At 47.2% G+C, this 22231-nt stretch carries 27 protein-coding genes and 2 pseudogenes; 27 read left to right on the top strand and 2 right to left on the bottom strand.

Annotation, left to right across the window (positions count from 1 at the left end):
• Together GN277_RS24415 and GN277_RS24410 are read left to right on the top strand one after the other, a co-directional pair.
• Entirely contained in the window at positions 1-1512 is a 1512-nt protein-coding gene (locus GN277_RS24415) for a recombinase family protein (protein ID WP_159754904.1), read from the top strand.
• On the top strand, positions 1497-3107 hold the full coding sequence (locus tag GN277_RS24410) for a recombinase family protein (protein WP_159754901.1): 1611 nt from the start codon (positions 1497-1499) through the stop codon (positions 3105-3107). Before GN277_RS24415 ends, GN277_RS24410 begins: the two co-directional genes overlap by 16 nt.
• A 186-nt stretch (positions 3108-3293) precedes the next feature.
• Here GN277_RS24410 and GN277_RS24405 read toward each other — a convergent pair whose 3' ends face one another.
• On the bottom strand, positions 3294-4202 hold the full coding sequence (locus GN277_RS24405) for an IS3 family transposase (protein WP_159754898.1): 909 nt from the start codon (positions 4200-4202) through the stop codon (positions 3294-3296).
• Positions 4199-4531, bottom strand: coding sequence for a transposase (locus tag GN277_RS24400; RefSeq protein ID WP_159754895.1), 333 nt, complete (start codon positions 4529-4531; stop codon positions 4199-4201). Before GN277_RS24400 ends, GN277_RS24405 begins: the two co-directional genes overlap by 4 nt.
• Before the next feature lie 996 nt (positions 4532-5527).
• Here GN277_RS24400 and GN277_RS24395 point away from each other — a divergent pair.
• The 25 genes and pseudogenes from GN277_RS24395 to GN277_RS24285 all read left to right on the top strand — a co-directional run bounded on the left by GN277_RS24395 (position 5528) and on the right by GN277_RS24285 (position 22174).
• Entirely contained in the window at positions 5528-6202 is a 675-nt protein-coding gene (locus GN277_RS24395) for a DUF5680 domain-containing protein (RefSeq protein WP_159754892.1), read from the top strand.
• A complete protein-coding gene (locus tag GN277_RS24390; protein WP_120473821.1) occupies positions 6199-7032 on the top strand; it encodes a radical SAM protein in 834 nt (277 codons plus the stop codon). The genes GN277_RS24395 and GN277_RS24390 overlap by 4 nt, the downstream gene beginning before the upstream one ends.
• Before the next feature lie 231 nt (positions 7033-7263).
• Positions 7264-7689, top strand: a complete 426-nt coding sequence (locus tag GN277_RS24385) for a BlaI/MecI/CopY family transcriptional regulator (protein ID WP_159754889.1) — start codon at positions 7264-7266, stop codon at positions 7687-7689.
• A complete protein-coding gene (locus GN277_RS24380; RefSeq protein WP_159754886.1) occupies positions 7682-8917 on the top strand; it encodes a M56 family metallopeptidase in 1236 nt (411 codons plus the stop codon). Before GN277_RS24385 ends, GN277_RS24380 begins: the two co-directional genes overlap by 8 nt.
• A gap of 58 nt (positions 8918-8975) precedes the next feature.
• Positions 8976-9722 (top strand): DUF6033 family protein, encoded by a 747-nt coding sequence (locus GN277_RS24375; RefSeq protein WP_159754883.1) that lies wholly within the window; start codon positions 8976-8978, stop codon positions 9720-9722.
• A gap of 14 nt (positions 9723-9736) precedes the next feature.
• Entirely contained in the window at positions 9737-10282 is a 546-nt protein-coding gene (locus tag GN277_RS24370; RefSeq protein WP_159754880.1) for a DUF3879 family protein, read from the top strand.
• Between the two features lie 22 nt (positions 10283-10304).
• The gene (locus GN277_RS24365) at positions 10305-11087 is read left to right on the top strand and encodes a hypothetical protein (protein ID WP_159754877.1); all 783 of its coding nucleotides are present in this window, start codon (positions 10305-10307) and stop codon (positions 11085-11087) included.
• 140 nt (positions 11088-11227) lie between these two features.
• Positions 11228-11524, top strand: a complete 297-nt coding sequence (locus GN277_RS24360; RefSeq protein ID WP_244324895.1) for a hypothetical protein — start codon at positions 11228-11230, stop codon at positions 11522-11524.
• Positions 11525-11531: 7 nt separating this feature from the next.
• Complete coding sequence (locus tag GN277_RS24355; RefSeq protein ID WP_159754874.1) at positions 11532-11699, top strand: hypothetical protein; 168 nt, start codon at positions 11532-11534, stop codon at positions 11697-11699.
• Between the two features lie 200 nt (positions 11700-11899).
• Positions 11900-12661, top strand: a complete 762-nt coding sequence (locus GN277_RS24350; RefSeq protein WP_159754871.1) for a hypothetical protein — start codon at positions 11900-11902, stop codon at positions 12659-12661.
• Positions 12661-13491, top strand: coding sequence for a hypothetical protein (locus tag GN277_RS24345; RefSeq protein ID WP_159754868.1), 831 nt, complete (start codon positions 12661-12663; stop codon positions 13489-13491). The genes GN277_RS24350 and GN277_RS24345 overlap by 1 nt, the downstream gene beginning before the upstream one ends.
• Before the next feature lies 1 nt (position 13492).
• Positions 13493-14137 (top strand): ABC transporter ATP-binding protein, encoded by a 645-nt coding sequence (locus GN277_RS24340; protein WP_159754865.1) that lies wholly within the window; start codon positions 13493-13495, stop codon positions 14135-14137.
• Positions 14134-14802, top strand: coding sequence for a hypothetical protein (locus tag GN277_RS24335; protein ID WP_159754862.1), 669 nt, complete (start codon positions 14134-14136; stop codon positions 14800-14802). The genes GN277_RS24340 and GN277_RS24335 overlap by 4 nt, the downstream gene beginning before the upstream one ends.
• A gap of 201 nt (positions 14803-15003) precedes the next feature.
• The gene (locus GN277_RS24330; protein WP_120399793.1) at positions 15004-15186 is read left to right on the top strand and encodes a hypothetical protein; all 183 of its coding nucleotides are present in this window, start codon (positions 15004-15006) and stop codon (positions 15184-15186) included.
• A gap of 886 nt (positions 15187-16072) precedes the next feature.
• Positions 16073-16474: an RNA polymerase sigma factor gene (locus tag GN277_RS24325; RefSeq protein WP_159754859.1), complete on the top strand. Its 402-nt coding sequence runs from the start codon at positions 16073-16075 to the stop codon at positions 16472-16474.
• Complete coding sequence (locus GN277_RS24320; RefSeq protein ID WP_330587435.1) at positions 16455-16763, top strand: hypothetical protein; 309 nt, start codon at positions 16455-16457, stop codon at positions 16761-16763. The genes GN277_RS24325 and GN277_RS24320 overlap by 20 nt, the downstream gene beginning before the upstream one ends.
• Positions 16738-17118: an rRNA biogenesis protein rrp5 gene (locus tag GN277_RS24315; protein ID WP_159754856.1), complete on the top strand. Its 381-nt coding sequence runs from the start codon at positions 16738-16740 to the stop codon at positions 17116-17118. Before GN277_RS24320 ends, GN277_RS24315 begins: the two co-directional genes overlap by 26 nt.
• On the top strand, positions 17118-18239 hold the full coding sequence (locus GN277_RS24310) for a DUF2800 domain-containing protein (protein WP_159754853.1): 1122 nt from the start codon (positions 17118-17120) through the stop codon (positions 18237-18239). Before GN277_RS24315 ends, GN277_RS24310 begins: the two co-directional genes overlap by 1 nt.
• A gap of 16 nt (positions 18240-18255) precedes the next feature.
• Complete coding sequence (locus tag GN277_RS24305) at positions 18256-18822, top strand: DUF2815 family protein (protein ID WP_159754850.1); 567 nt, start codon at positions 18256-18258, stop codon at positions 18820-18822.
• Between the two features lie 86 nt (positions 18823-18908).
• Positions 18909-19628: pseudogene (locus tag GN277_RS24300) on the top strand (hypothetical protein); the annotation flags it as partial.
• Between the two features lie 80 nt (positions 19629-19708).
• Positions 19709-20107, top strand: a complete 399-nt coding sequence (locus GN277_RS30595) for a transposase (protein ID WP_244324874.1) — start codon at positions 19709-19711, stop codon at positions 20105-20107.
• Positions 19992-20696 carry an IS3 family transposase gene (locus GN277_RS30590; RefSeq protein WP_322101300.1) on the top strand — a complete coding sequence of 235 codons (705 nt, stop codon included), beginning with the start codon at positions 19992-19994 and terminating at the stop codon, positions 20694-20696. Before GN277_RS30595 ends, GN277_RS30590 begins: the two co-directional genes overlap by 116 nt.
• The gene (locus tag GN277_RS30585) at positions 20672-20860 is read left to right on the top strand and encodes an IS3 family transposase (protein ID WP_244324761.1); all 189 of its coding nucleotides are present in this window, start codon (positions 20672-20674) and stop codon (positions 20858-20860) included. The genes GN277_RS30590 and GN277_RS30585 overlap by 25 nt, the downstream gene beginning before the upstream one ends.
• 42 nt (positions 20861-20902) lie before the next feature.
• Positions 20903-21235 (top strand): annotated as a pseudogene (locus GN277_RS24290) (tyrosine-type recombinase/integrase); the annotation flags it as partial.
• 120 nt (positions 21236-21355) lie between these two features.
• Positions 21356-22174: a hypothetical protein gene (locus GN277_RS24285; RefSeq protein ID WP_159754847.1), complete on the top strand. Its 819-nt coding sequence runs from the start codon at positions 21356-21358 to the stop codon at positions 22172-22174.
• Positions 22175-22231 lie beyond the last annotated feature (57 nt).

Raw genomic sequence — 22231 nt, 5'->3', positions numbered from 1 at the left:
ATGCCGAGAATCAGCGTAATCGGGCAGATTCTGCCGGAACTGAAAAAGAGGAAGAGGGTGGCGGCTTATGCCAGGGTGTCGATGGAGACGGAAATGCTCCTCCATTCCCTTTCCGCGCAGGTCAGCCATTACAACGGATTGATACAAAAAAATCCTGATTGGGAGTTTGCGGGCATATATGCGGATGAGGGCATCAGCGGAAGGGACACAAGCCACCGCGACGACTTCAACAGGCTGCTTGCAGACTGCGATGCCGGGAAGATTGACATGGTGCTGGTAAAGTCCGTCAGCCGTTTTGCAAGGGATACCGTGGACACCCTGACGGTGACGAGGCACCTGAAGGAGCTTGGAATCGATGTTTATTTTGAAAGGGAAAACATCCACTCCATTTCCGACGAGGGGGAGCTGCTGCTCACCCTGCTTGCGTCCTTCGCACAGGAGGAATCGCGCAGTATTTCAGAGAATGTGAAGTGGAGCATCCGGAAACGGTTTGAACAGGGCATCCCGAACGGGCATAAAGCGCCATACGGATATGAGTGGGACGGGGAAATGTACCGCGTCATACCGGAGCAGGGGGAGGTCATAAAGGAGATTTTTGCAAAGTACCTTTCCGGCACATCTGCCTATGGGATTGCAAAGGAACTTTCAAAGAGGGGCATCACGGGGCAGAAAGGCGTGCCGATGGACGACTCCACCATCAAGTTCATCCTCACGAACCCGTCCTATACGGGCTCCATGCTCCTGCAGAAGAATTTTATTTCCGAGGGGCATACGAGGAAAAGGAATAAGGGCGAGCTGCCCATGTACATGGTGGAGGGTATGTTCGAGCCTCTCATCCCGCAGGCAGATTTTGAAAAGGCGCAGCTCATACGGGAGCAGCGGGCGGATGCCGCCGCCAATAAAAACCCCACGCTCACGGCTTTTTCAGGACTGGTGAAATGCGGGGAATGCGGCCGTTCGGTGAGCAGGCGCACCACAAAATACGGCAAGAAATGGAACTGCAATACCAGGGAGCGCAAAGGGAAAGATGTGTGCGGGCTCCGGCCGGTCTATGAAACGGAGCTGGAGCAGGCGGCGGCCGCCGCACTGGAGCTTGCCGCCTTTGACGGGGTGGCAGTCCGGAGGGAAGTCGAGCAGATTGTCATAAATGCAGACCGCATTGAGTTCCGCATGAAAAGCGGGAAGGCAAGAGAGGTCATGCGGGCATACCAAAGAGGCCGCAGCGCATTTTCGCAGAAAATCACCTGCGGGTGCTGCGGCAGGAAACTGGAATGCGATTACTGGAAGATGGGCCCGAAAGGGCAGAAGGAAAAATATAAGGTTTGGGTGTGCCGGGGGTGTTCCTTCCGCAGGCTGCTGGATGATGAATTCCGAAAGGCAGCGGCGGAAGTCCTGGGGCGGGAGGATTACGAACCCCGCTTTGTAAAGGAGATTGCGGGAGTGACGGCATACGGGGACAGGTTTGAATTTCACTTTACGGATGGGGAGGTGGCAGAATGGCAAAGAAAGTAACAACCATACCCGCCACGCTGAACCGGTTTGACTCAAGGCCGATTGCGGCGGCGAAAAAGCGGAAGACGGCGGGGTATGCGAGGGTATCCACGGATTCCGAGGAACAGGCGACAAGCTATGAGGCGCAGGTCGATTATTACACCCGGTACATAAACGGCCGGGAGGATTGGGAATTTGCCGGGGTGTATACGGACGAAGGCATCTCTGCAACGAACACAAAAAAGCGCGACGGTTTTAACCAGATGATTGAGGATGCCCTGGCGGGGAAGATTGACCTCATCATCACAAAATCGGTCAGCCGGTTCGCAAGGAACACGGTGGATTCCTTAACGACAGTAAGGAAGCTGAAGGAGAAGGGCATCGAGGTTTATTTTGAAAAGGAGAACATCTACACGCTGGATTCCAAGGGGGAGCTGCTCATCACCATCATGAGCTCCCTTGCGCAGGAGGAATCACGGAGCATTTCGGAGAACACCACATGGGGCAAGCGGAAGCAGTTCGCGGACGGCAAAGGCAGCCTTGCCTACAGCACTTTCCTTGGATACGAGAAGGGCGAGGACGGCAGCCTGAGAGTGAACCCGGAGCAGGCGGAAACGGTAAAGCTGATATACCAGCTTTTCCTGCAGGGACTGAGCCCGTATGCCATCGGCAAAAAGCTGACGGGGCTGGGCATCAAGAGCCCCGCAGGGAAGGACACCTGGCACCAGAGTTCCGTCAAGAGCATCCTCACCAACGAGAAGTACAAAGGGGACGCGCTCCTGCAGAAGCAGTACACGGCGGACTTCCTCACCAAAAAGCGGAAGAAGAACCAGGGGGAGATACCGCAGTATTATGTGGAGGGGAACCACGAGGCAATCATCCCTCCCGAAACATGGGAGCTGGTGCAGGAGGAAATGGAGCGGCGCAAAAGCATGGACGCAAGGTACAGCAGCGCGAGCATATTTTCCTCGAAAATCAAGTGTTCCGAGTGCGGGAACTGGTACGGCTCCAAGGTGTGGCACTCGCAGGACAAATACCGCAGGGTGATATTCCAGTGCAACCGCAAGTTCAAGAACGATAAGAAATGCCGGACGCCGCACCTTACCGAGGACGAGATAAAGGATGCCTTCGTGAAAGCCGTCAATGCGGTCATCCCGGAAAAGGATGAGCTGATAGCGAACACCAAGGTGATGATGCGGACGCTGTGTGACACCACGGAGCTGGAGGTGGAGCAGAGCCGGTTTCAGACTGAAACGAGGACGGTGGCGGAAATGGTAAAAAGGATTGTGGCGGAAAACAAGGCCGCGCCCATGGACCAGGAGGAATACCAGAAACGCCGCAATGAACTGGTCGCCCGGTACGAGGCGGCAAGGGACGGGTACGAAAAGGCATCCAGGGAGATTTCCGACAGGCAGGGGAAGCGGAAAACCTATATGCGGTTCATCGGCGGCCTGCAAAGGCTGGACGGCTTCTGCGGAAAGTTTGATGAGGAGCTTTGGACGGCGCTCCTTGACTACGCCACGGTTTATGCCAGGGATGACATCCGGTTTGTTTTCAAAAACGGGAGGGAGGTGAAAGCCTCAGCGGAGGGGCGGATGTGTAAAAGCGCTATTTAATATAGAAAGAAAAATTTTTTATGGGCCGGAATAATCAGTTTCCGGCCCGCATTTTTTAGGTTTAGGGGGGTGCATTTAGGGGTGCATCGTTGAATTGTATCAATTTCGTTGTACCGATGAACATCGCAACACCGAAATTGATATTGTCAATATTAGTTGACACATTTTTCTCAAGGGTATCACTGCCTATGCCTCCAGTTCCAAAGCCTCATAATACTGCCTGCGTTTTATCATAGGAGGAAGTCCGCCATTTGCAGAGCAGATCCTTCGGTTATTCCAGTAGCTGAGGAAGTATCTCCAAATGTGTACCTTTAATTCCTCTACAGTCATTTGTTTTGTGTCATGGCGGTCGTACAGAAGTTCCGTCTTCATTCTGGCCCACATACTTTCACAGCGTGCATTATCATGGCAGCGTCCTCCGGCACTGTTCATGCTTTGATGGATATGGTGTTCCAGAATGGTCTTCCGGTAGCACTCACTGGTATACTGTGTTCCCCGGTCACTATGGATCACTGCGCCTTCCAGTGCAGGGTAAGCTGTCAGGGCATTCCTCAATGTTTGGATACACAAATCTGCTTTCATATTTGTTCCCATTGCAAGACCGAGAACGCTAAGATCAAAGCAGTCAAAAATCGCAGATACATACAGTTTCCCATTGGACGCTGGAATCTCCGTGATATCTGTGATGCATTTTTCCAATGGGGCATCCGCACGGAAATCCCTCCTTAAAAGATCGTCTGATTTCATCGCTTCCCGATCCGCTTTTGTAATTCCGTTCGGTTTGCGCTTTGGACGGTGGCCCAGGCCAATCCGATCCATGACCCTGTACACAGTCCTCTCACTGGGGATATGTACTCCCTTCGGCTGCTTTAGCAGCAACGCCTGATACATCCGGATCCGTCCATAAGTATCATTGCATTCATCCTCGCTGATGATTTCTTTCATGGCATCCGCCAGATCCTGGTACTTCCAGGGACGGTCTTTGTTCGCGAGATATTTATAGAAGCCTTGCCGGCTGACACCAAGCATCCGGCAATAAAATGAAATTTTTCTGGTAATCCTGCCGTCCTCTGTTTTCAAAGCCAGGAATATCATCCTCTGGTTTTTGCTGACTTCCGACGGCTGGCGGCGAAAAAAGCGCTGGTTTCCTCCAGAAATTCGTTTTCTTCTTCCAGACGTCGGATTTCTTTGTCCTGCTCCTTAACCCGCTTACGCAGCATGGTAATTTCTTCTGACAGGCTCATTGCACTGGCAGGGGTATGGGAACCTTCCCCAAAGTCTAACTTACCGGCTCTTACGGCTTTCAGCCATGTATGGATGGTTCCTTCAGGGATTCCTAATTCTTTAGCAGCCTTAGCGCCGCCGATTTCTTTGGCAAGTTTTACTGCCTGTACTTTGTATTCATGGTCATATTTACGTGCCACTTTGAATACCTCCTTATTCTCTTGGTTTTATTATGAAATCCTTGAGAATAAGCTGTCAACTTTTTTTATACCACATCAAATTGATACAATGGAAAACCGCAGAAATGCGTGGAAATAAGCCTTTCCACGGATTCGGCGGTTTTATTTTTTTGCTTTTTTCTGTTGCGGGGGTTACTTTGCCCTCAAAATTTGCACCTCCTTTTAACGATAGCAGGTAATCGTTAAAAGGTATGAATAGAACAGAGGCAGAGCCTTGTGCCGGGAGCGATAACCTTGGCACCATAAGGTGTCTTAGTTTCCGGCAGATACGGACACGGAAAGCCGGGAAAGCCCGTAAATCCGCCACTTTTGGCACTACATAGCTTTGAAAGTTACATTATTTTCGTGTGCTTTTAGGGGCATTTTTACATTAGCGAGGGTGCGAACGGTTGTTCTGGGGTTCTTTTGCCTGATAGTATATACTCGTAGGCAAAAGTCGGATATTATCACGGAAACTCGGATACTCGCACGGAAACTGCTGTACTATCAGGCAAAAGTTGATACTATCAGGCAAAACCCACATACAAACACGGAAACTGCCTGTGAGTTTTCGTGTTCGTATAAGGGTTTCCGTGATTGTATAAGCAGTTTCCGTGATAGTATACGAGTAAAGCGGTAAAAACTAAATGGAATATTAACAAAACGAGGAAAGGGCTGCTTGCGTAGGCATTTTTCTCATATCTTGAGATTTCACAATTCATTTCCTTATATTTCAAATATCACAGATATTTATAATTAGTTCAGAAAATAATAAGTTGGAAAGCGGGGGAATCAGAGTTAATATGCTTACACGGTAGTTTGCGTTTGTGCCGCCTTGTGGGGCAGCCGCCCCTTTCAATTTAGAGAGAGTGAACAATTGTTTTTTGGAAAGCAACCAACAGTTGCCGGATTGGAACGCATAGGTGGATTGATTATGGAAAAACGCTAAAGTATAATGAATGTCTGGAGGATGTCAGAATGGAATTTAAAGAAAAATTGCAATTACTAAGAACAAATATGAAACTGTCACAGGAAGAACTTGCTAACAGGCTGGATATATCAAGACAGTCTATAACAAAATGGGAGAATGGACAGTCTTTTCCGGATATTCAGAACCTTATACAGCTTAGTGAGATTTTTAAAGTCTCCATAGACAGGCTTGTGAAGGAAAATGATATCTGTACAATCAGCCTCTTTTGTGAACAGAAATATCCTATGCAGGATATCAGGATTTTTTTAGTCAGGGCAAAAAATAACACATATATCACGGGTGAAAATGAAATCATGCCGTCACAGCCTGGTTCCCACGATTTCCGTTATGAAGATGGTGATTACCTGTATATGGATACTTATCTTGGCGGGCAGAAATTCATAGGCTGGGAACGTGTCTGGATAAGGAATCATGCAGTGTGGGCTATGAATTATTACGGGGAGAGCCTGGATGAGAATTTTGATATTATATTTTTGAAAGAAGCGCTTTCCCATGTGTCGGTTTCCATGCCGTTCCGAGGGCCAGAATTCTATCAGAAAGGCGATTATATGTACCAGTGCCAGGTGCAGGGTGATTTTGAATGTTTTTCAGGAGAGGAACGGATATATTGTAGGCAGAAAAAGGTATACGCCTGTATGTTCTACGGAGGGACTATCTTATGAACATGATAGAAAAAGAAGTAGTAGTAAAAGATCTGGTTACAAAATCAAATCTTCCGGCAAGCGATTATGTGATAAACCCTTATGTAGGCTGCCCTCATGGGTGCAGGTATTGTTATGCCTGTTTTATGAAGCGGTTTACGAACCATAGCGAGGCATGGGGGAACTTTATTGACATTAAGCGGTGTGACAAGTCGATAAGCAAAAAGAAACTGCAGGGAAAGTCGGTATTCCTGTCATCCGTAACGGACTGTTACAATCCATTTGAGGAAAAATACGAAAATACACGGAAGATACTGGAGCAGTTGATTTCCATAGATTGTGAACTGAATATCTCAACGAAATCCCAACTGATATTAAGGGACATTGATTTACTGAAACAGTGTAAAAATCTGAAAGTTTCGGTTTCGGTCAATACATTGGATGAGCAGTTTAAAAATGATATGGATCATGCCAGCAGCATCAAGAAACGGCTTGAAACGATAGAAACATTGCACGAGAACGGCATATATACCGTTTTGTTCATGTCGCCCATCTTTCCGGGCATAACAGATTATAAGGAAATAATAGTAAAAACACACAGATTCGTGGATGAATACTGGTTTGAAAATCTGAACCTGCGTGGGAGTTATAAACAGGATATCCTCAGCTACATAAAAAATGCCTACCCACAATTAGTGGAATTATATGATGAAATATATGTAAAAGGGAACATGGGGTTCTGGAACAATCTTTCCGTTGAGATTGAGGAATATTGCGCTGAACATTCAATTAAACATATCAATTATTTTTATCATAAGGAGTTGGTAGAAGCCAAATTGAAACCAAAATAACCAGGTAGTGACCGCCGCTGCGGACTTATTCTCTATATGCGGCGGTTGTCCATTTTATAGGAGATTCGGGCGGACTGATAGCGGAAATTACTTGGAAAGCGGGGAAGTGATTGCCCATGACTTGCCTTCTGTCCATAACCATATCATGCAAAAACGTCAACGCCTATTAATAATTAACGGTAATTGACCGATATATAAATTGACAATATATATCGAAAGGAAGGAAGCGGTATGGTAAAGGAAGAGATTACACCGAGTGAATGGCAGATCATGGAAGTCCTGTGGGCGTGTGGGGAGCCTTTGACATCCTCCGAGGTCTACAAGAGGATGCAGGGGAATGTGGATATGTCGATGAGGATGGTGCGGGTGCTGATGAACCGCCTGAACCAGAAGGACATCCTCGGATACACGGTGGATGAGCATGATTCAAGGGTTTACCACTATTATGTGCAGAGGTCAAGGGAGGAATGTGTAAAGGAGAAAAGCAGGAAGTTTGTGGACAGCTATTTTTCCGGCAGCGGGACAAATGCGATGGCGGCGCTTTTGCAGAGCTTCGCACTGACGGATGAGCAGATAAAAGAGCTGGAGGAGATTCTGGAGAAAAGCAAGGAGCGGGGGACAGAATCCACGGATAAAGAGGGTGAACCCCATGCCTGACTGGGGCAACCTTTTGGATTTCTGCGCGGCATATTATGCCACCCAGCTTGTGCGGTGTGCGGCTTTTTCCTTTTTGCTGCTCGGACTGGTGATGCTGCTCCGGAAGATGCTTTTTTCAAGACGGACATTCATAAGGGGGCTGTTATGGTCATCCTTCCTGCTCATCCCGTTTCTTGGAAAGCTGAAGCTGTTTTATGAGAATAAGGCAGTGGTGAGAATAACAGGCCGGATAACGCATGGAACCATGACCTGCCTGTGGGCTGACCGCATTTATATGGCGGGCATCCTTATAGCTGCTGTCTGTATATTCGGAAAGCGGCTGCGCCTCCGGAAGTCGGTTGCCGGGATGGAAAAGATTTCTCTGGATAATATGCAGGTCAGGATTACAGACATGAATGTGACGCCGTTTACAGTTGGGCTGCTGAAACCAAAGATTGTCATTCCTAAAGTGGTATGGGGGAGTTACAGCCAGGATGAATTAAAAGCTGTTGTACAGCATGAGCGGACGCATATCCGATTGGGGCATTTATGGTTTGGGCTTGCATGGGATATCCTGCGGTGCCTCTTATGGGTGAACCCGTTGCTGACAATCTGCCAGAAACAGTTCCGGGCGGATTTGGAGGATATTTGCGACAGGGTGTGCATACAGAGCAGCGGGAAGCCGGCGCATGAATATGGCATGGTGCTGCTGAAAACCCTGAAACTGCTGCGCTCCGGGACAGAGGGTACGCCGCCCGCCGTCACCTATGCCGGGGAAAAGGAATTTGCAGACATGAAAAGGCGGATGGGCGAGATTGCAGGTTTCCGCTCATACCGGAAAAAACTGTGCATGGGCATGGTAGCCATAGTTTCTCTGATAATTGTGGTTATGCTGCTGGCGGTACATACCCATTCCTATGCACGGTGCAATGAAAGTAAAGATATCATGGTTGGAAATTATGACGGAGAACCCGGAATAGTTTCTTACGATACCGAAAAACTTAGAGAAATAATTTCATATGATGCTAGGTATGTTTATGTTGAGCGAGATGCCTTTGAGAATTTTTTAGAAGAAAATGATGCAGACGGAGAAATATGGATTGTTTTTGGCGGATTTTATAAACTGCCGGGTTTAGCTGGTGCAGCGGAAACTTGTATATATGAAAGAGGTTCAAAAGACAGTACAGTACAGATTCCCTATGAAGGCATACGGGATAGCTGGTATATGGAACTGCTTAAATTGTTATAGGCGTAGCATGGAAACGAAATGGATTTCAAATAAATTTTATATCAAGGAGGACAAAATTATGGCAATGGAGATTACAAGCAATTACAGCAGCTATGCGGCACAGGGCATGGCGGACAACACAAAGAAAAGGGCAGAGAAGACATCGGAACCGGTTAAAACTAACAATACGGAAAGCACATCAGATTATTTAAGCAAATTGCAAAAGCAGGTTCCGTATATGACGCTTGAGGTTGGGAGCGGCCTGTCAATGGCCAGAGATAACAAAGTCAATACACTGGCTGTAAACCCTAAATTGCTGGAGAAGATGCAGAATGACCCGGAGAAGGCAAAGGAATATACACAGCGGTTGAAGGATATTGAAAATGCACAGAAATTTGTAGATGGGTATATGAAAGCCAAGGGATCTAAAACAAAATTTAGCCATTGGTATGTGGATGAAAATGGAAATTACTCACATATCGCCTATTATGAGCATGATAATACCTTCTATAAAAAACTTAGTGAGAAATCGCGGGAGAATATTGAAAAACATATTAAAAAAACAAGAGAAAAAGCGGCAGAAAAACAGAAAGAGTTTCAGGAAAAACTGGAAGAAAAGCGGACTGGACAGGAAGATGGAACAGCAACTCCGAATAAAGCAGAGCAGCTTTTAGAAGAAAAAATGTCTGCTTCCAAAGATGGCACGATATATCTGAATGACACAGATATGAAAACAATTATCGAAGCTGTCCAGGAAGAGGATGCGGGCAAAACCACTGTGAAAGATCAGCCGCAGGTTGGCGCAAATCTGGATTTGAAGATATAAGAGGAGGCGAGGATATGAATATCAGCAGTAACAATCTGAGAGGGTTTTCGCAGTATTCCCTTTTGAATAAACTGTTTTCGCAGAAGAATGGAAATAAAACAAGTACATCTAACCAGATGGGTGCTGCTATTAGCGGAGGGGTAAAGCATAAGCACAGCAATTTATACTATGATGAGAACGGTATTCCCTGGATGTCAAAAGAGCAGGCGGACAGATGTATATCGGGGAGAAGTGACTGGAAAAAAATTGTGTCTGTGTCAGATGAAGTAAAGGCAGAACTGGCAGAGGTAGTAAAACAGGATTTTATCAGCACCAATGGAAAGAGCATACCGGAAGGAACCAGGAGAAACGATGTCATCAATAAGTATTTAAACAATCTTCCTTCAAAACAGCGCAGTTCTGCTTCGTGGACATTAGACAGAATGGCAGGGGATTATGGAAGCCGTTTGGAGGCATTGGTAAAACAGAACAATCCGGGATGGAAGCCGGGTGACGCTTTTGACACAAGTATTTTAGACCAGCTTGACGGGATGCTCGGCGGAGTGGATTTCAGGGCGTAAATTTGGAAATGGAGGATTTGATATGTCAGTAAATATAGAGGGAAATATAAGCCAGGCGAGTGCAGCAAGCGGATGGTATCAGAATAGCAGAGCGGCCAGTCCGCAGGAGAAGGAAAAGGATGCGCTGCAACCGAAGGCGGACAATGCGGTGAAAGTTTCCATTTCGCAGGAGGGAATTGAGAATTATCGGAAACAGACCCGTGAAAAAGGGATATCGGGCAGGGGTGTTGCAAAAGGGAACAAGGAGAGCGTTATAAGGCAGGCAAAACAGGCCACAAGCGCATTGTCTGCAAACGCCTATGGCGACGAACTGGCCGGGGAAATGGAAAAGTTGCAAGGACAGAGGGCAGGTGGCACATACGGCATTGCAGACCAGATGGAGGATTCCGTCAGGGCTTACGGGAACCTTTATGACGAGATCGTGCAGGGCTACCAGAACGGCACAAGGGAGCGTTATGTGGAGGATGAAAATTTAGAGACGGGTTTCCGCAAAATGACAATGGAAGAAGAATTAAGCGGGCTTGACCGGGCATTCCAGAAGATGGCGGACAGGGCGGATGCTAAGGAAATGATTGAGGGCGAGTTTAAGAGGCTCAGAACTGAAGGAGGGAAAGGGTTTTCCTCAAAAAACAATAAAAAGTCGCAGGGGACAGATGGGAATGCCCCAGAAACAACCGGAACGAAAATGAAAAGGCTGGTGCAGGAATGGAGGGATGCCTACAAGACTTCCGGTTCCAAGGAAAGCGGCATGGAGAAAGTGTTATCCATGCTGAATGGTATGTTTGGCATTCGTAAAGAGGCGTAATTGGATATACAGATATAATTTTTACACCTTATTCCGCAGAGGCGCATAAGGCTTTGTCTCTGCGGTCTGCGAGGGTGCAGGGGCGGATCTGAGCGGGAGAGGGGCTGTTATGTAAAATTGATGGAGGTTTCTGTTGCATTATGAAAAAGAACATTATTTTATGCGTTGCAGTTTCAGTGGTTGTTATGCTGGCGTTTCCGTGGTTTGCGGTTAGTTTCGTAAAAGGCGATGCAGGAATGACGGTATGTTTTCTTCTGTTTTTTGCAGTCAATCCATTCTATTCCGTGCTAACCGGAGCATTTGCGGGAAAGGATATCTGGCGCTTATGGAGCCTTCCGGTTATTCCCGCGAGCAACGAGCCAAGTGGCTGCTTGCAGACATTTGGTGACTGCCGCGAGGGTCAAATACCCCGCTGCTCTGCGGCGCTGCAAGTTTGATATCCCGTTGCTTGCAGCGCCGCAGAGCAGCGGGGTATTTGATTCGGCTGTGCTGTTCCTCATAGGTACATGGATATTCTTTGACATGGAGGAAACAGCATTTATCCTGTATGCGGCAGTTTATCTTGCCTTGGGGATAGCGGCCATGTTTATCAGAAAGAAAACGCAGAAGTAATCTGACAAGGCAAGCTAGGCATCCCCAGCGTTACAGCAGATCGGGGAATAGGGGAGCAGGGAGAGTTTCATGAATGGTGGGAGAGTAAAAAAGGGAACAATATAGGAGATTTTTGTATGATATTCAAAGCTACAATATCACAAACAAATTTTCTTTTGAAAAAAAGAGAAGCTATTTGTGTATTTTACATTCTGCTTATTATGGTGTTTATCAATTTTGTCGGTAATGTTCTGTACTTTCAAGGTATGGATATTGTAGAAATGATTCAGCCAATGAAACTGCTCCTGCTAAGTTATGACCGGACGAATCTGAATGCGACAAATACACTGTTGCTAATTCAGTTATATCCGCTTTTAGTGGTGTTTCCGGCGGGCTTTTCACTGGCAAGGGACTACCAGCTTGGCACACGTGTATTTTTGGTTTCCAGATTAGGAAATGCTACATATCAGATAAGTAAATATTTGTCCGTGTTTCTGGCTACAATGATTATTTTTACAGTGCCATTCCTATTGGAGATAATTCTGAACTGTATATCGTTTCCAATGTCTGCCGCTGGCAATCTGTCAAATCTGTCAATGTATGATGGAGCTTATAGAAATGCGGTTGATGAGTATTTGATGAAAGATATTTACTTATACTCGCCATATCTCTATGCAGTAATAGGAACGCTCTTTTTCGGAGCTGTATCAGGACTGTTCGGGGTATTTACTGCGGCAGTATCATCGCTCATAAGAGTGAAATATAATGTTTTCTTTTTTTTGCCTGTTTTTATTCTTTTGAATTTAACAACGATTTTTGCAGGCAGATTTCCAAAGGAAGCCCCCAGTATCAAATGGTATGATTACATCCTGCTTTTTGATGATGAGGGAAAAAAGGCAGGATTCTTAATAGCAGGAATACTCGTGATCACTTTGTTTTCCATAATCGCTGCCAATATCAGCGGAAGAAAGGATTGTCTTTAATGAAGAACAGGTTTCAGATGCAGCTTTTGATAGCGGCAATAAGCGGCGTATACCTTTCCGTGATGTATATAAATCCGCATAGTGGGGCAATAACGCTTTCGGAATTGATCCTGCAGCTCAGTGGTTCACGGGGAAGTTTTGAGCTGGGATTTTCCTATTCGGAACTGGTATCTTTTGTAATGCGCCTGTTCCCGGCATTTATTTTTGAACTATATGCAGGAATCATGTTATATCGGCATTTTTGTACTGCAAGCATTTATGTTTTCTCACGTTATCCGCACCGCGTGAAATGGTATATCGGGGAAGCCTGTCATTTGGGCGGCACAGTATGTATTTTCCAGATACTCTTACTTGCTATAGCAATCCTTATTGCTGTGGGACGCTATGAATTACAGATAGACCATGCGGGAATCGTATTGACGGCATATCACTTTTTTATCCATTCGTTGTGGGTATATATAATGGCATTGTCAGTCAATTTGCTTGCTACATATTTCGGGAGCAGTACCGCATATGCGGCAGTGATTTCCGGGCAGTTGGTCTGCATTGTGCTGTTAAACCTTATGGATATGATTGTACGGTATTTTGATGGCAGGCTATCCTATGAAATTTTTTTAATATGGAATCCCATTGCCCATCTTGTATTGGGCTGGCATGGCAGCAATGCGGAAATTACAGATCAGGTTCTTACATCATCTTATATGCAGATAGGCTTGGATCATTCCCTGATGATTTTCTTTTTGCTTGGAATGATTGTTACTCTTGCCGGGGCGTTTATCATAAAAAAGCATGATTTATTGGTTTCAGATTTGGAAACGGGGGTAGCGTAAAATGGAACTGGCTGCAAACAGCATAAGTAAATCAATACGGGGCAGGGCCATACTTTCTGATGTCAGCCTTTGCTTAAAAAGCGGAAATATATATGGCTTTGTTGGTAAAAATGGTTCGGGGAAAACGATGCTGTTCCGGGCATTATCGGGGCTGATGAGAATAGATTCGGGCAGTGTTGTCTGGGAGGGGAAAACCCTTCATAAAGATTTTTCGGTATTGCCAAGTCTGGGCATTATTATAGAAAATGCGGGACTGTATCCCAACTTCACAGGTGCGCAGAACCTTACATATCTTGCAGGTCTGACAAAAAGAATCGGGAAGGAGAAAATTATTGATGCGCTCTCCCGTGTGGGATTAGACCCATATGATAAAAGGCTGTATGGAAAATATTCGCTGGGAATGAAGCGGCGCCTTGCAGTTGCACAGGCAATTATGGAAAGCCCGAATGTGATTATGTTGGATGAACCTACAAATGCCCTTGACGAAACAGGGGTGGAGGAAATCCGGCAGATTATTTTGGAAGAGAAGGAGAGAGGGGCGTTAATCCTGTTGGCAAGCCATAATAAAGAGGATATACACCTTTTGGCAGATGAACTGTATAGGGTGGAAAAAGGTCATGTGGTAAGGATGGAGGAAACATTATGAGAAAGTATTTTCCGGCATTCCTCACTGTATGCGTATTTTTGGCAGTAATGGCATTTGGTATTATGAAAAAGCAGACCTATACAGATTTGGCAGAACAGGAAAACTATCTGGAGCAGTTACAGGTTGCCGAACTGACAGAAAACATTGCGGGGAAGGAATGTGCTGCCATGCAGCAAAGTCTGCCGGGTGCCGCCATTATTTTAAGGGTAGAGGTGATGGGGGAAATTGAGCATTTATTTCAGGTAGATAGGCAGAAAGCAGTTATCAAAAAAGTATATGCAGGCAGTGGACTGGAAGAGGGGGAGGAAATATATATTTTTTCTGGACATTGGCAGTTGTCCTTAGACGGGAATCCGGATTCACTTGAAAGAGGATTTGTGAATATCATGAAAGCTGGCACTGAATATCTGGTTTTTGCTGAGAAATTGATTGAGAGTGAGGAAACAGAAATGCTATCAGTCAAGCTGTATGATGATTTCTACATTGCACCGGTATTTTGCTATGAGAAATGCCAGAATGCGGCAATACCAATAACAGGTGACACTACTTATGTTTCTTATAAGGATGTAGCAGACAACGAATTTTTTGTAGCATCAGAAGGGACATTACAGATGGTAGAGAATTTGAAAGAACAGATGCTGCAGTTGTATCCGAGTGAGAAATAGTATCCCCGGCTTTCCGGCAGATTGGGAAATCGGGGAGCGGGAAGAAAATCAATAATATACAAATGATAAAAGGGAACCAAGCAGAGGTAGAACCATACGCTTGTCTGGTTCCCTTTGTTACATAATCAGTGCGGGGAGGCGGTGGTGGAAGCTATAAAATAAGGCCGACTATTGGCCTGAATGTAAAGGAGGCGGTGGCAGATGGAAGTGATCAGATGCCCCAACCCCAAATGCAGGCGGCGCATTTTGGACGATGAGGGGACGGAGACGGAGTGGACTGTCCTGGAGATCAAATGCCAGCACTGCGGAAAACTGGTGAGGCTGTATTGCGGGCCGGACGGGATTGAAGCGGGTATATATGGGAGGAAAAAACGGCGGAGGTGATTCTGCTGTTTTTTTATGCATAAATGATTAAGGCAGCGCTTTCCGGGACATACTGGTAACAGGCAATGGAAATTTATGGAAATTTCCACCGATGGGACATTTTATGCAGGATGCATAACATGGCTTTGTCATCCAAAACAGGCTGTGGGAGGTATACGGTATGTGTATGGTCAAATGTCCCGCTTGCAAAGGACGGATCTGCGATTTAATTGCCACCGCAGGAGGGCGCGTAGTCTTAAAGGTCAAATGCCCTGAATGCGGGAGGATAGTCAAATTGGAATGGCTACTACAGGTCACGGAGACAGCTAAATAAGACTTACTACCGAGCGAGTGGGACCAGGGGACATCGAGTCACGAATGGCCGGAGTGAAGCTAGAGACAATGAGCCTTAGCTTACTCCGGCCATTTTTCCATTTTAAATCAATTTCATATCAAAAATAGAAGCGTTTCTGGCTTTACGAAGGCGTAAAGAAAGGAACGCTTTTATGTCTGAAAAAATCATCAGGATCAAGTCAGGGAACGAAGAATTCACAATGAGTGTTACAGAAGAGTCCTATGAGGCGTGGAAGAATAGTGCCTCGGAGGAAGCGGGCATGGCACGAGCAGGGAACTGGCTCCCTGCACCCACGGCCGGATATCATATTTTTTCTGTATATACAGCAGCCTCAAGGGGGACTGTGGAATTTTTTTATTCGACACATTTCTATCTCTTTTCCCAACAGATTACAAAAGGATACAATGTTTTTATGACAGGCGCACCTGGGATTCTTCGGGTGCGCTTTTTTTGCGCTTTCGGCTGTAGGCATCAGCCACCGTTCAGGGGCCGTGCGCCCCCTCTGGTCTTGAAAATTGTTTAACCAAATTTCAAGAACTGGAGGGAATCTGAATGAAAATTAAATATGAATTTGCGGATGGGACTGTATCAGAGGTTGAGGTGGAGGAAGCTATCGGTGCCGTCATCATTGAGGACAGGCGGCTGGAGGACAACCTTTCCCGCAAGGAGCGGTACCACTGTTATTCGCTGGATGCGGCGCAGTTTGAGGGTGCAGAGTACGGTACGGAAGAAACGCCGGAAAGCCTCCTCGTATCGGATGAGCGCAGAGGGGAACTGAAGGAGGCGCTTGAGGGACTGACGGAAATACAGAAGGAGCGTGTGAGCCGCCTTGCTGACGGGCTTTCCATCAACGAGATTGCCAGGAGGGAAGGCGTCGCCCCGAATGCCGTCATGAAGAGCGTGAAGGGTGTCCGTGAAAAGCTGAAAAAATTTTTTGAGTCCAGGGGTGTATGAAGCCGCCCTGAAATCTCCGTATAGTGAAGGGCATGAAAACAGCCGCCCTTCGGAAATGGAGGAGATGGGCATGGAACACACGTTGAGGATCAGTGTTTCAAAGGAGCCGGCATCCGGCGGGGTCGTGAGCTGCCGCAATGTCTCCGTGAGGGAGCGCCTCGTGCGCTTCCTCCTGGGGGAGAAGCGGAGCTTGACCATCATCGTTCCGGGCGGTTCCGTCCGGGAACTGGCAGTGAGTGAAGTCATGGAAGGAGGAAGCGTACATGGGAAAAGTGAAGTTACTGCTTGACGTCATCGGGGATCTGCGTTCCCTTGCCGACAGCCTGCAGGCCGTTGCGGATGCGGTGGCAGACAATGGCGCAGCGGAGGCAGAGCTGACGACCACGAAGGAGCCGGAGAAGGCGGGCAAGACCGGGAAGGTGGCCGCAAAGAACACGGCGAAGAAGGATGCGAAGGCGGCAAAGCAGGAGCAGGAGGAGAAGCCGCTGACGCTGGAGGAAGTCCGCGCGGTTCTGGCGGAGAAATCCCGATCCGGACACACGGAGGAAGTAAGGGAGCTGCTGAATAAGCACGGCGCGGATAAGCTGTCGGAGATCGACCCCGCGGAATACCCTGCGCTGCTTGCGGAAGCGGAGGTGCTGTGATGGGGAGACACGCTTTACTGTCCGCATCCTCCAGCCACCGGTGGCTTGCCTGCCCGCCGTCTGCAAGGCTCTGCGAGAACTATGAGGATACGGGCAGCGAATACGCGCAGCAGGGCACCGACGCCCACAGCCTGTGCGAACACAAGCTGAAGCTGTCCCTGGGCATGGGGACGGAAGACCCAACCGAGGGGCTTTCCTTCTACGATGAGGAGATGGAGGAATGCGCCTGCAGCTATGCGGAGTATGTCCTTTCACTGGTGGAAGAGGCAAGGCAGTCCTGCAAGGACCCGGTGGTGCTGATCGAGCAGCGGCTGGACTTCTCCCGGTATGTGGAGGAGGGCTTCGGCACGGGCGACTGCGTTATTATTGCGGACGGGACGCTGTATATCATTGATTACAAGCATGGCAAGGGCGTGGAGGTTCCCGCTGAGGGGAACCCGCAGATGATGCTGTATGCCCTGGGCGCATTGGAGCTGTTTGACGGCATTTATGACATTGACGCCGTCCGCATGGCGATCTACCAGCCGCGCCGGGAGAATGTCAGCGTGTATGCCATGGCGAAGGCGGACTTAATCCAGTGGGCGGAGGGTGAGCTTACCGAAAAGGCAAAGCTGGCCTATGCCGGGGAGGGCGAGTTCTGCGCCGGGGAACACTGCCGGTTCTGCAAGGCGAAGGCGGTCTGCAGGAAACGGGCGGAGTACAACCTGGAGCTTGCAAAGTATGACTTTGAAATGCCCGCCACGCTGGAGGATGACGAGATCGCGGCAATCCTCGTGAAAGCGGATGAGCTGGCGGCATGGGCGGCGGACGTGAAGGAGTTCGCATTGCAGCAGGCGTTAAGCGGTGTGAAGTATGCCGGATTTAAGGTTGTGGCCGGGAGGTCCAACCGGAAGTACACGGATGAGGATGCCGTGGCGGATACCGTAAAGAAGGCCGGCTTCGACCCGTATGAGCCGAAGCTCTTAGGCATCACGGCCATGGAGAAGCTGCTGGGCAAGAAGAAGTTTGCAGAGATTTTAAAGGGCCTTGTGGAGAAGCCGCAGGGCAAGCCCGCGTTAGTCCCAGAGAGCGACAAGCGCCCGGAGATGGACACGGCGCAGGAAGATTTCAAGGAAGATTAGTCAGGAGGAAAATCATATGTCAAACACAGCCAATAATCCAACAAAAGTAATCACAGGGCCGAACACCCGGTGGAGCTATGCAAATGTGTGGACCCCAAAGGCAATTAACGGAGGTGAGCCAAAATACTCTGTATCGCTCATCATCCCGAAATCTGACAAAAAGACCATTGCAAAAATCGAGGCTGCGATTGAAGCGGCCTACCATGAGGGCGAGGCGAAGCTGAAGGGGAACGGCAGGAGCGTCCCTGCCCTTTCTGTCTTAAAGACACCTCTGCGTGACGGGGACACGGAGCGCCCGGATGATGAAGCCTATGCGGATTCTTATTTCGTCAATGCCAACAGCACCACGGCTCCCGGCATCGTGGATGCAGACCGCCAGCCGATTATTGATACGTCCGAGGTGTACAGCGGTGTGTACGGCAGGGCAAGCATCAATTTCTATGCATTCAATTCCAACGGGAATAAGGGTATCGCCTGCGGGCTGAACAATTTACAGAAAATCCGTGACGGGGAGCCTTTGGGCGGGAAGTCCCGTGCGGAGGATGACTTTGCGGATGAGGACGAGGAGGATTTCCTGTCATAACCAGATAGAGAAAAGCACAGCCGCCGGGTGGCGGGGAATGGGCACCTGCCTTTTCCCTGCCGCCCTTAAGGCGGTGAAAGGAGCTGATGGAATTGAAGTCTATAGGAGTGGATTTAGAAACATTTTCGTCCGTGGACCTGTCCAAGTGCGGCGTTTACCGGTATGCTTCTTCCCCGGATTTTGAGATTTTGCTGTTTGGGTTCAGCGTGGACGGCGGGGATGTGCAGGTGGTTGACCTTGCCTGCGGTGAGGAAATCCCTGCAGATATCGTGGAGGCGCTTTCCGATGATTCCGTCATCAAGTGGAGCTATAACAACAATTTCGAGCGTGTCTGCCTGTCAAATTATTTCGGCACATGGTTTGAGCCTGGGAGCTGGCGCTGCACGATGGTGTGGGCGGCTTACCTTGGCCTTCCGCGGTCACTGGAGGATGTAGGCGCGGTGCTTGGGCTGGAAAAGCAGAAGCTGTCCGAAGGGAAAGAGCTGATCCGGTATTTCTGCGTCCCATGCAAGCCAACCAAGGCGAATGGCGGCCGGACGCGGAACCTGCCTGAACATGACCGGGAGAAGTGGGAGCGGTTTAAAGCATATAACCTCCGTGACGTGGAGGCGGAGATGCAGATACAGCAGAGGCTTGCCAAATTCCCTGTGCCGGAGTTTGTGTGGGAGGAGTACCGGCAGGACCAGGAGATCAACGACCGGGGCATCGGCGTGGACATGGAGATGGTCAGGAGTGCGATTGTAATGGACGGACGTTCTAAATCGGAGCTGTCAGCCGCCATGCAGGAACTGACGGAACTGGAGAACCTGGTGTTAGTATATAAGTGTGGACAGGAAAAGTTGAACAACCTATACTATCAAGTGAAAAAGCAAAGGAGATGTTTTACATGGCGAAAAACCAGAAATCTTACACTCCGGAATTCAAGCAGCAGATCGTGGATCTGTATAATGCCGGAGGAACCTCGTATCCGCAACTGGAGCGTGAATATGGCGTAAATCGAAGCACACTCAGCAACTGGGTAAAACAGCTCTCCCCCATCAAAGTATCCGGGGAGGAGACGGTCACCCTTAAGGAGTATAAGGCTCTCCAGAAAGAAATCCAACGCCTTAAGATTGAGAATGAAATATTAAAAAAGCGACCGCCTTATTCGCGAAAGAACTATAGCCGAGATTGTTTCCTTTATCCAGAACAACTTAACCCGCTACTGTGTATCTCAGCTTTGCAGCGCTCTGAAATTCCCAAGGAGTACCTATTACAAGGCTCTGGTTTGTGTACCCTCGAATAAGCAGAAGGCATATGCGGAATTCGGCAGGAAAGTGAAACAGGCATATGATGACTCAAAACAAAGGTATGGGGCTGTCAAAATATGCCGTGTGCTGAATGATAATGGTACACCTTGCAGCGTCAAGAGGGTGCAGAGGCATATGGCAGAGCAGGGACTGCGCTCTATCGTAGTAAAGAAGTACAATCATCATGCCAACCATGGCAGCATCCCGGAGGATAAGAAAAATATCCTGAGGCGTGATTTTGGGACGGAGACCATCAACCAGAAATGGTGTACGGATATCACTTACATCCATGTACAGAAAGAAGGATGGACCTATCTGGCTTCTGTCATGGATCTGTGCAGCCGAAAGATTATAGGGTATGCCTATGGCACATCTATGACGGCGGAACTGGCGGTTAAAGCGGTAGAAAACGCATGCCTGAATGTCAGGATACCGAGGGGATCATCCTTCATAGTGATCTTGGAAGTCAGCATACGAGCCAGACATTTGAAGACTGCCTGGGCAGTAAAGGAATCCTGCATTCATTTAGTCGTAAGGGAAATCCATACGATAATGCCTGTATGGAATCTTTCCATTCCGTACTGAAAAAGGAAGAAATCTATCTTCATACTTACCAGGATTTAAAGGAAGCTCGCAGAGCAATCTTTAAATACATAGAGGGCTGGTATAACCGTAAACGGATCCATAGCTCTATCGGTTATCTGACACCACAGCAAAAGGAGGATGAGGAACTCAAAAAAGCAGCATAATCTTTCAACTTTTTTTGTCTAAAGTATTGACATAGATCCAACCCTCTGGTGGCGATGCATTGGGAACACCGTTTTAACCATATGGTAAAGCGCTACAATGAGATTTACCGGGTGCAGATGCCGAATATCACGCCCCACGTCTGCCGTCATACCTACTGCAGCAATATGGCGAAATCAAGCATGAATCCAAAGACGCTCCAATATTTGATGGGGCACAGCGATATCGGGGTGACGCTGAATACATACACGCACCTCGGACTGGAGGATGCCGCGGATGAACTGAAACGGATGGAGGATTTAGAGATAGCGAGGAAGGAACTTGAAAAGGCGAAGGGTGAAAAGCCTGTGTCGCAGAAAATGTTCCGGGCAATTTAATAAGGGATGGCAAGGCGCTCTGCTTCGGCGGGGCGTTTTTTTTTATAATTTTGTCTCCAAATATGGGCAGTTTTATGGTAGAATGATAATTAGAAAATTAGCATAAATTAAGGAGATGTCATGAACGGATTTGGATTTTATGAGAAATATGTCACGTTAATGGGCAATTTAAGAGATAAACCGGACAGAGCAACACCGTACAAAATAGATTATTTGAGAAAAACAATCAAAGATGGGAAAGTATATAAATTTATTTCATTTGACGGGGAGCCAAGTCTGGTAAGGACGAAGATTGATACATTAAAACAAGGAAAAATATGGTTCTCTTTTTATAAAACATTAAATGATGAAACAGAATTTCAAATTAATTATGATGTAAATAAGATTGCAATGGAAACAGGTCGAAGTGTCAGTAATGTGCATTTACTGATTAACTATTTTACGCAAATGTATGATGTATATTCTCTCACATATGAGTGTCAGGATTATATGTGGAAAGATTATGCATCCAATGGAAATGGGATTTGCATTGAATTTAGTGTAGGGGATTATGATTATTTATATCCGGTAGAGTATTTGGACAAAGAAAGTATTGATTTTAACAAAATGATAATTTCAGGGATTAACAATGGTGATTTTGCATTTGCCATTATTCCATGGGTAATTAAAAATCCGTATAATGTAACTTTGAATATTGATTCTACAAAAGAGAAGGAAGTAAGGATGCTTTATTGCCCATATGACCTGGGGGAAGTGAATGGTGGCACAATTGAAATGAATATTAAGGAACGATTAGGCTATAAGGGAATCGCAAAGCCATATGTAGATTTTGACTTAAATATTTCAAAAATTATTTTTGGGGATAAATGTAATAGTAAATTGATAGAGGAATTGAAATCGTACCTGAATGCAAAGGGGATAGGCTATACATATTTATAAAAATGAGAAGACAAATAAATGCAGTAGTAAAAACTTCCGATTCTTACTACGTTTTTA

The organism is Sporofaciens musculi (assembly GCF_009830285.1).
GTDB lineage: Bacteria > Bacillota > Clostridia > Lachnospirales > Lachnospiraceae > Sporofaciens > Sporofaciens musculi.
The sequence above is the reverse complement of the archived record's forward strand: the minus strand, read 5'-3'. Positions and strand labels throughout refer to the sequence as shown.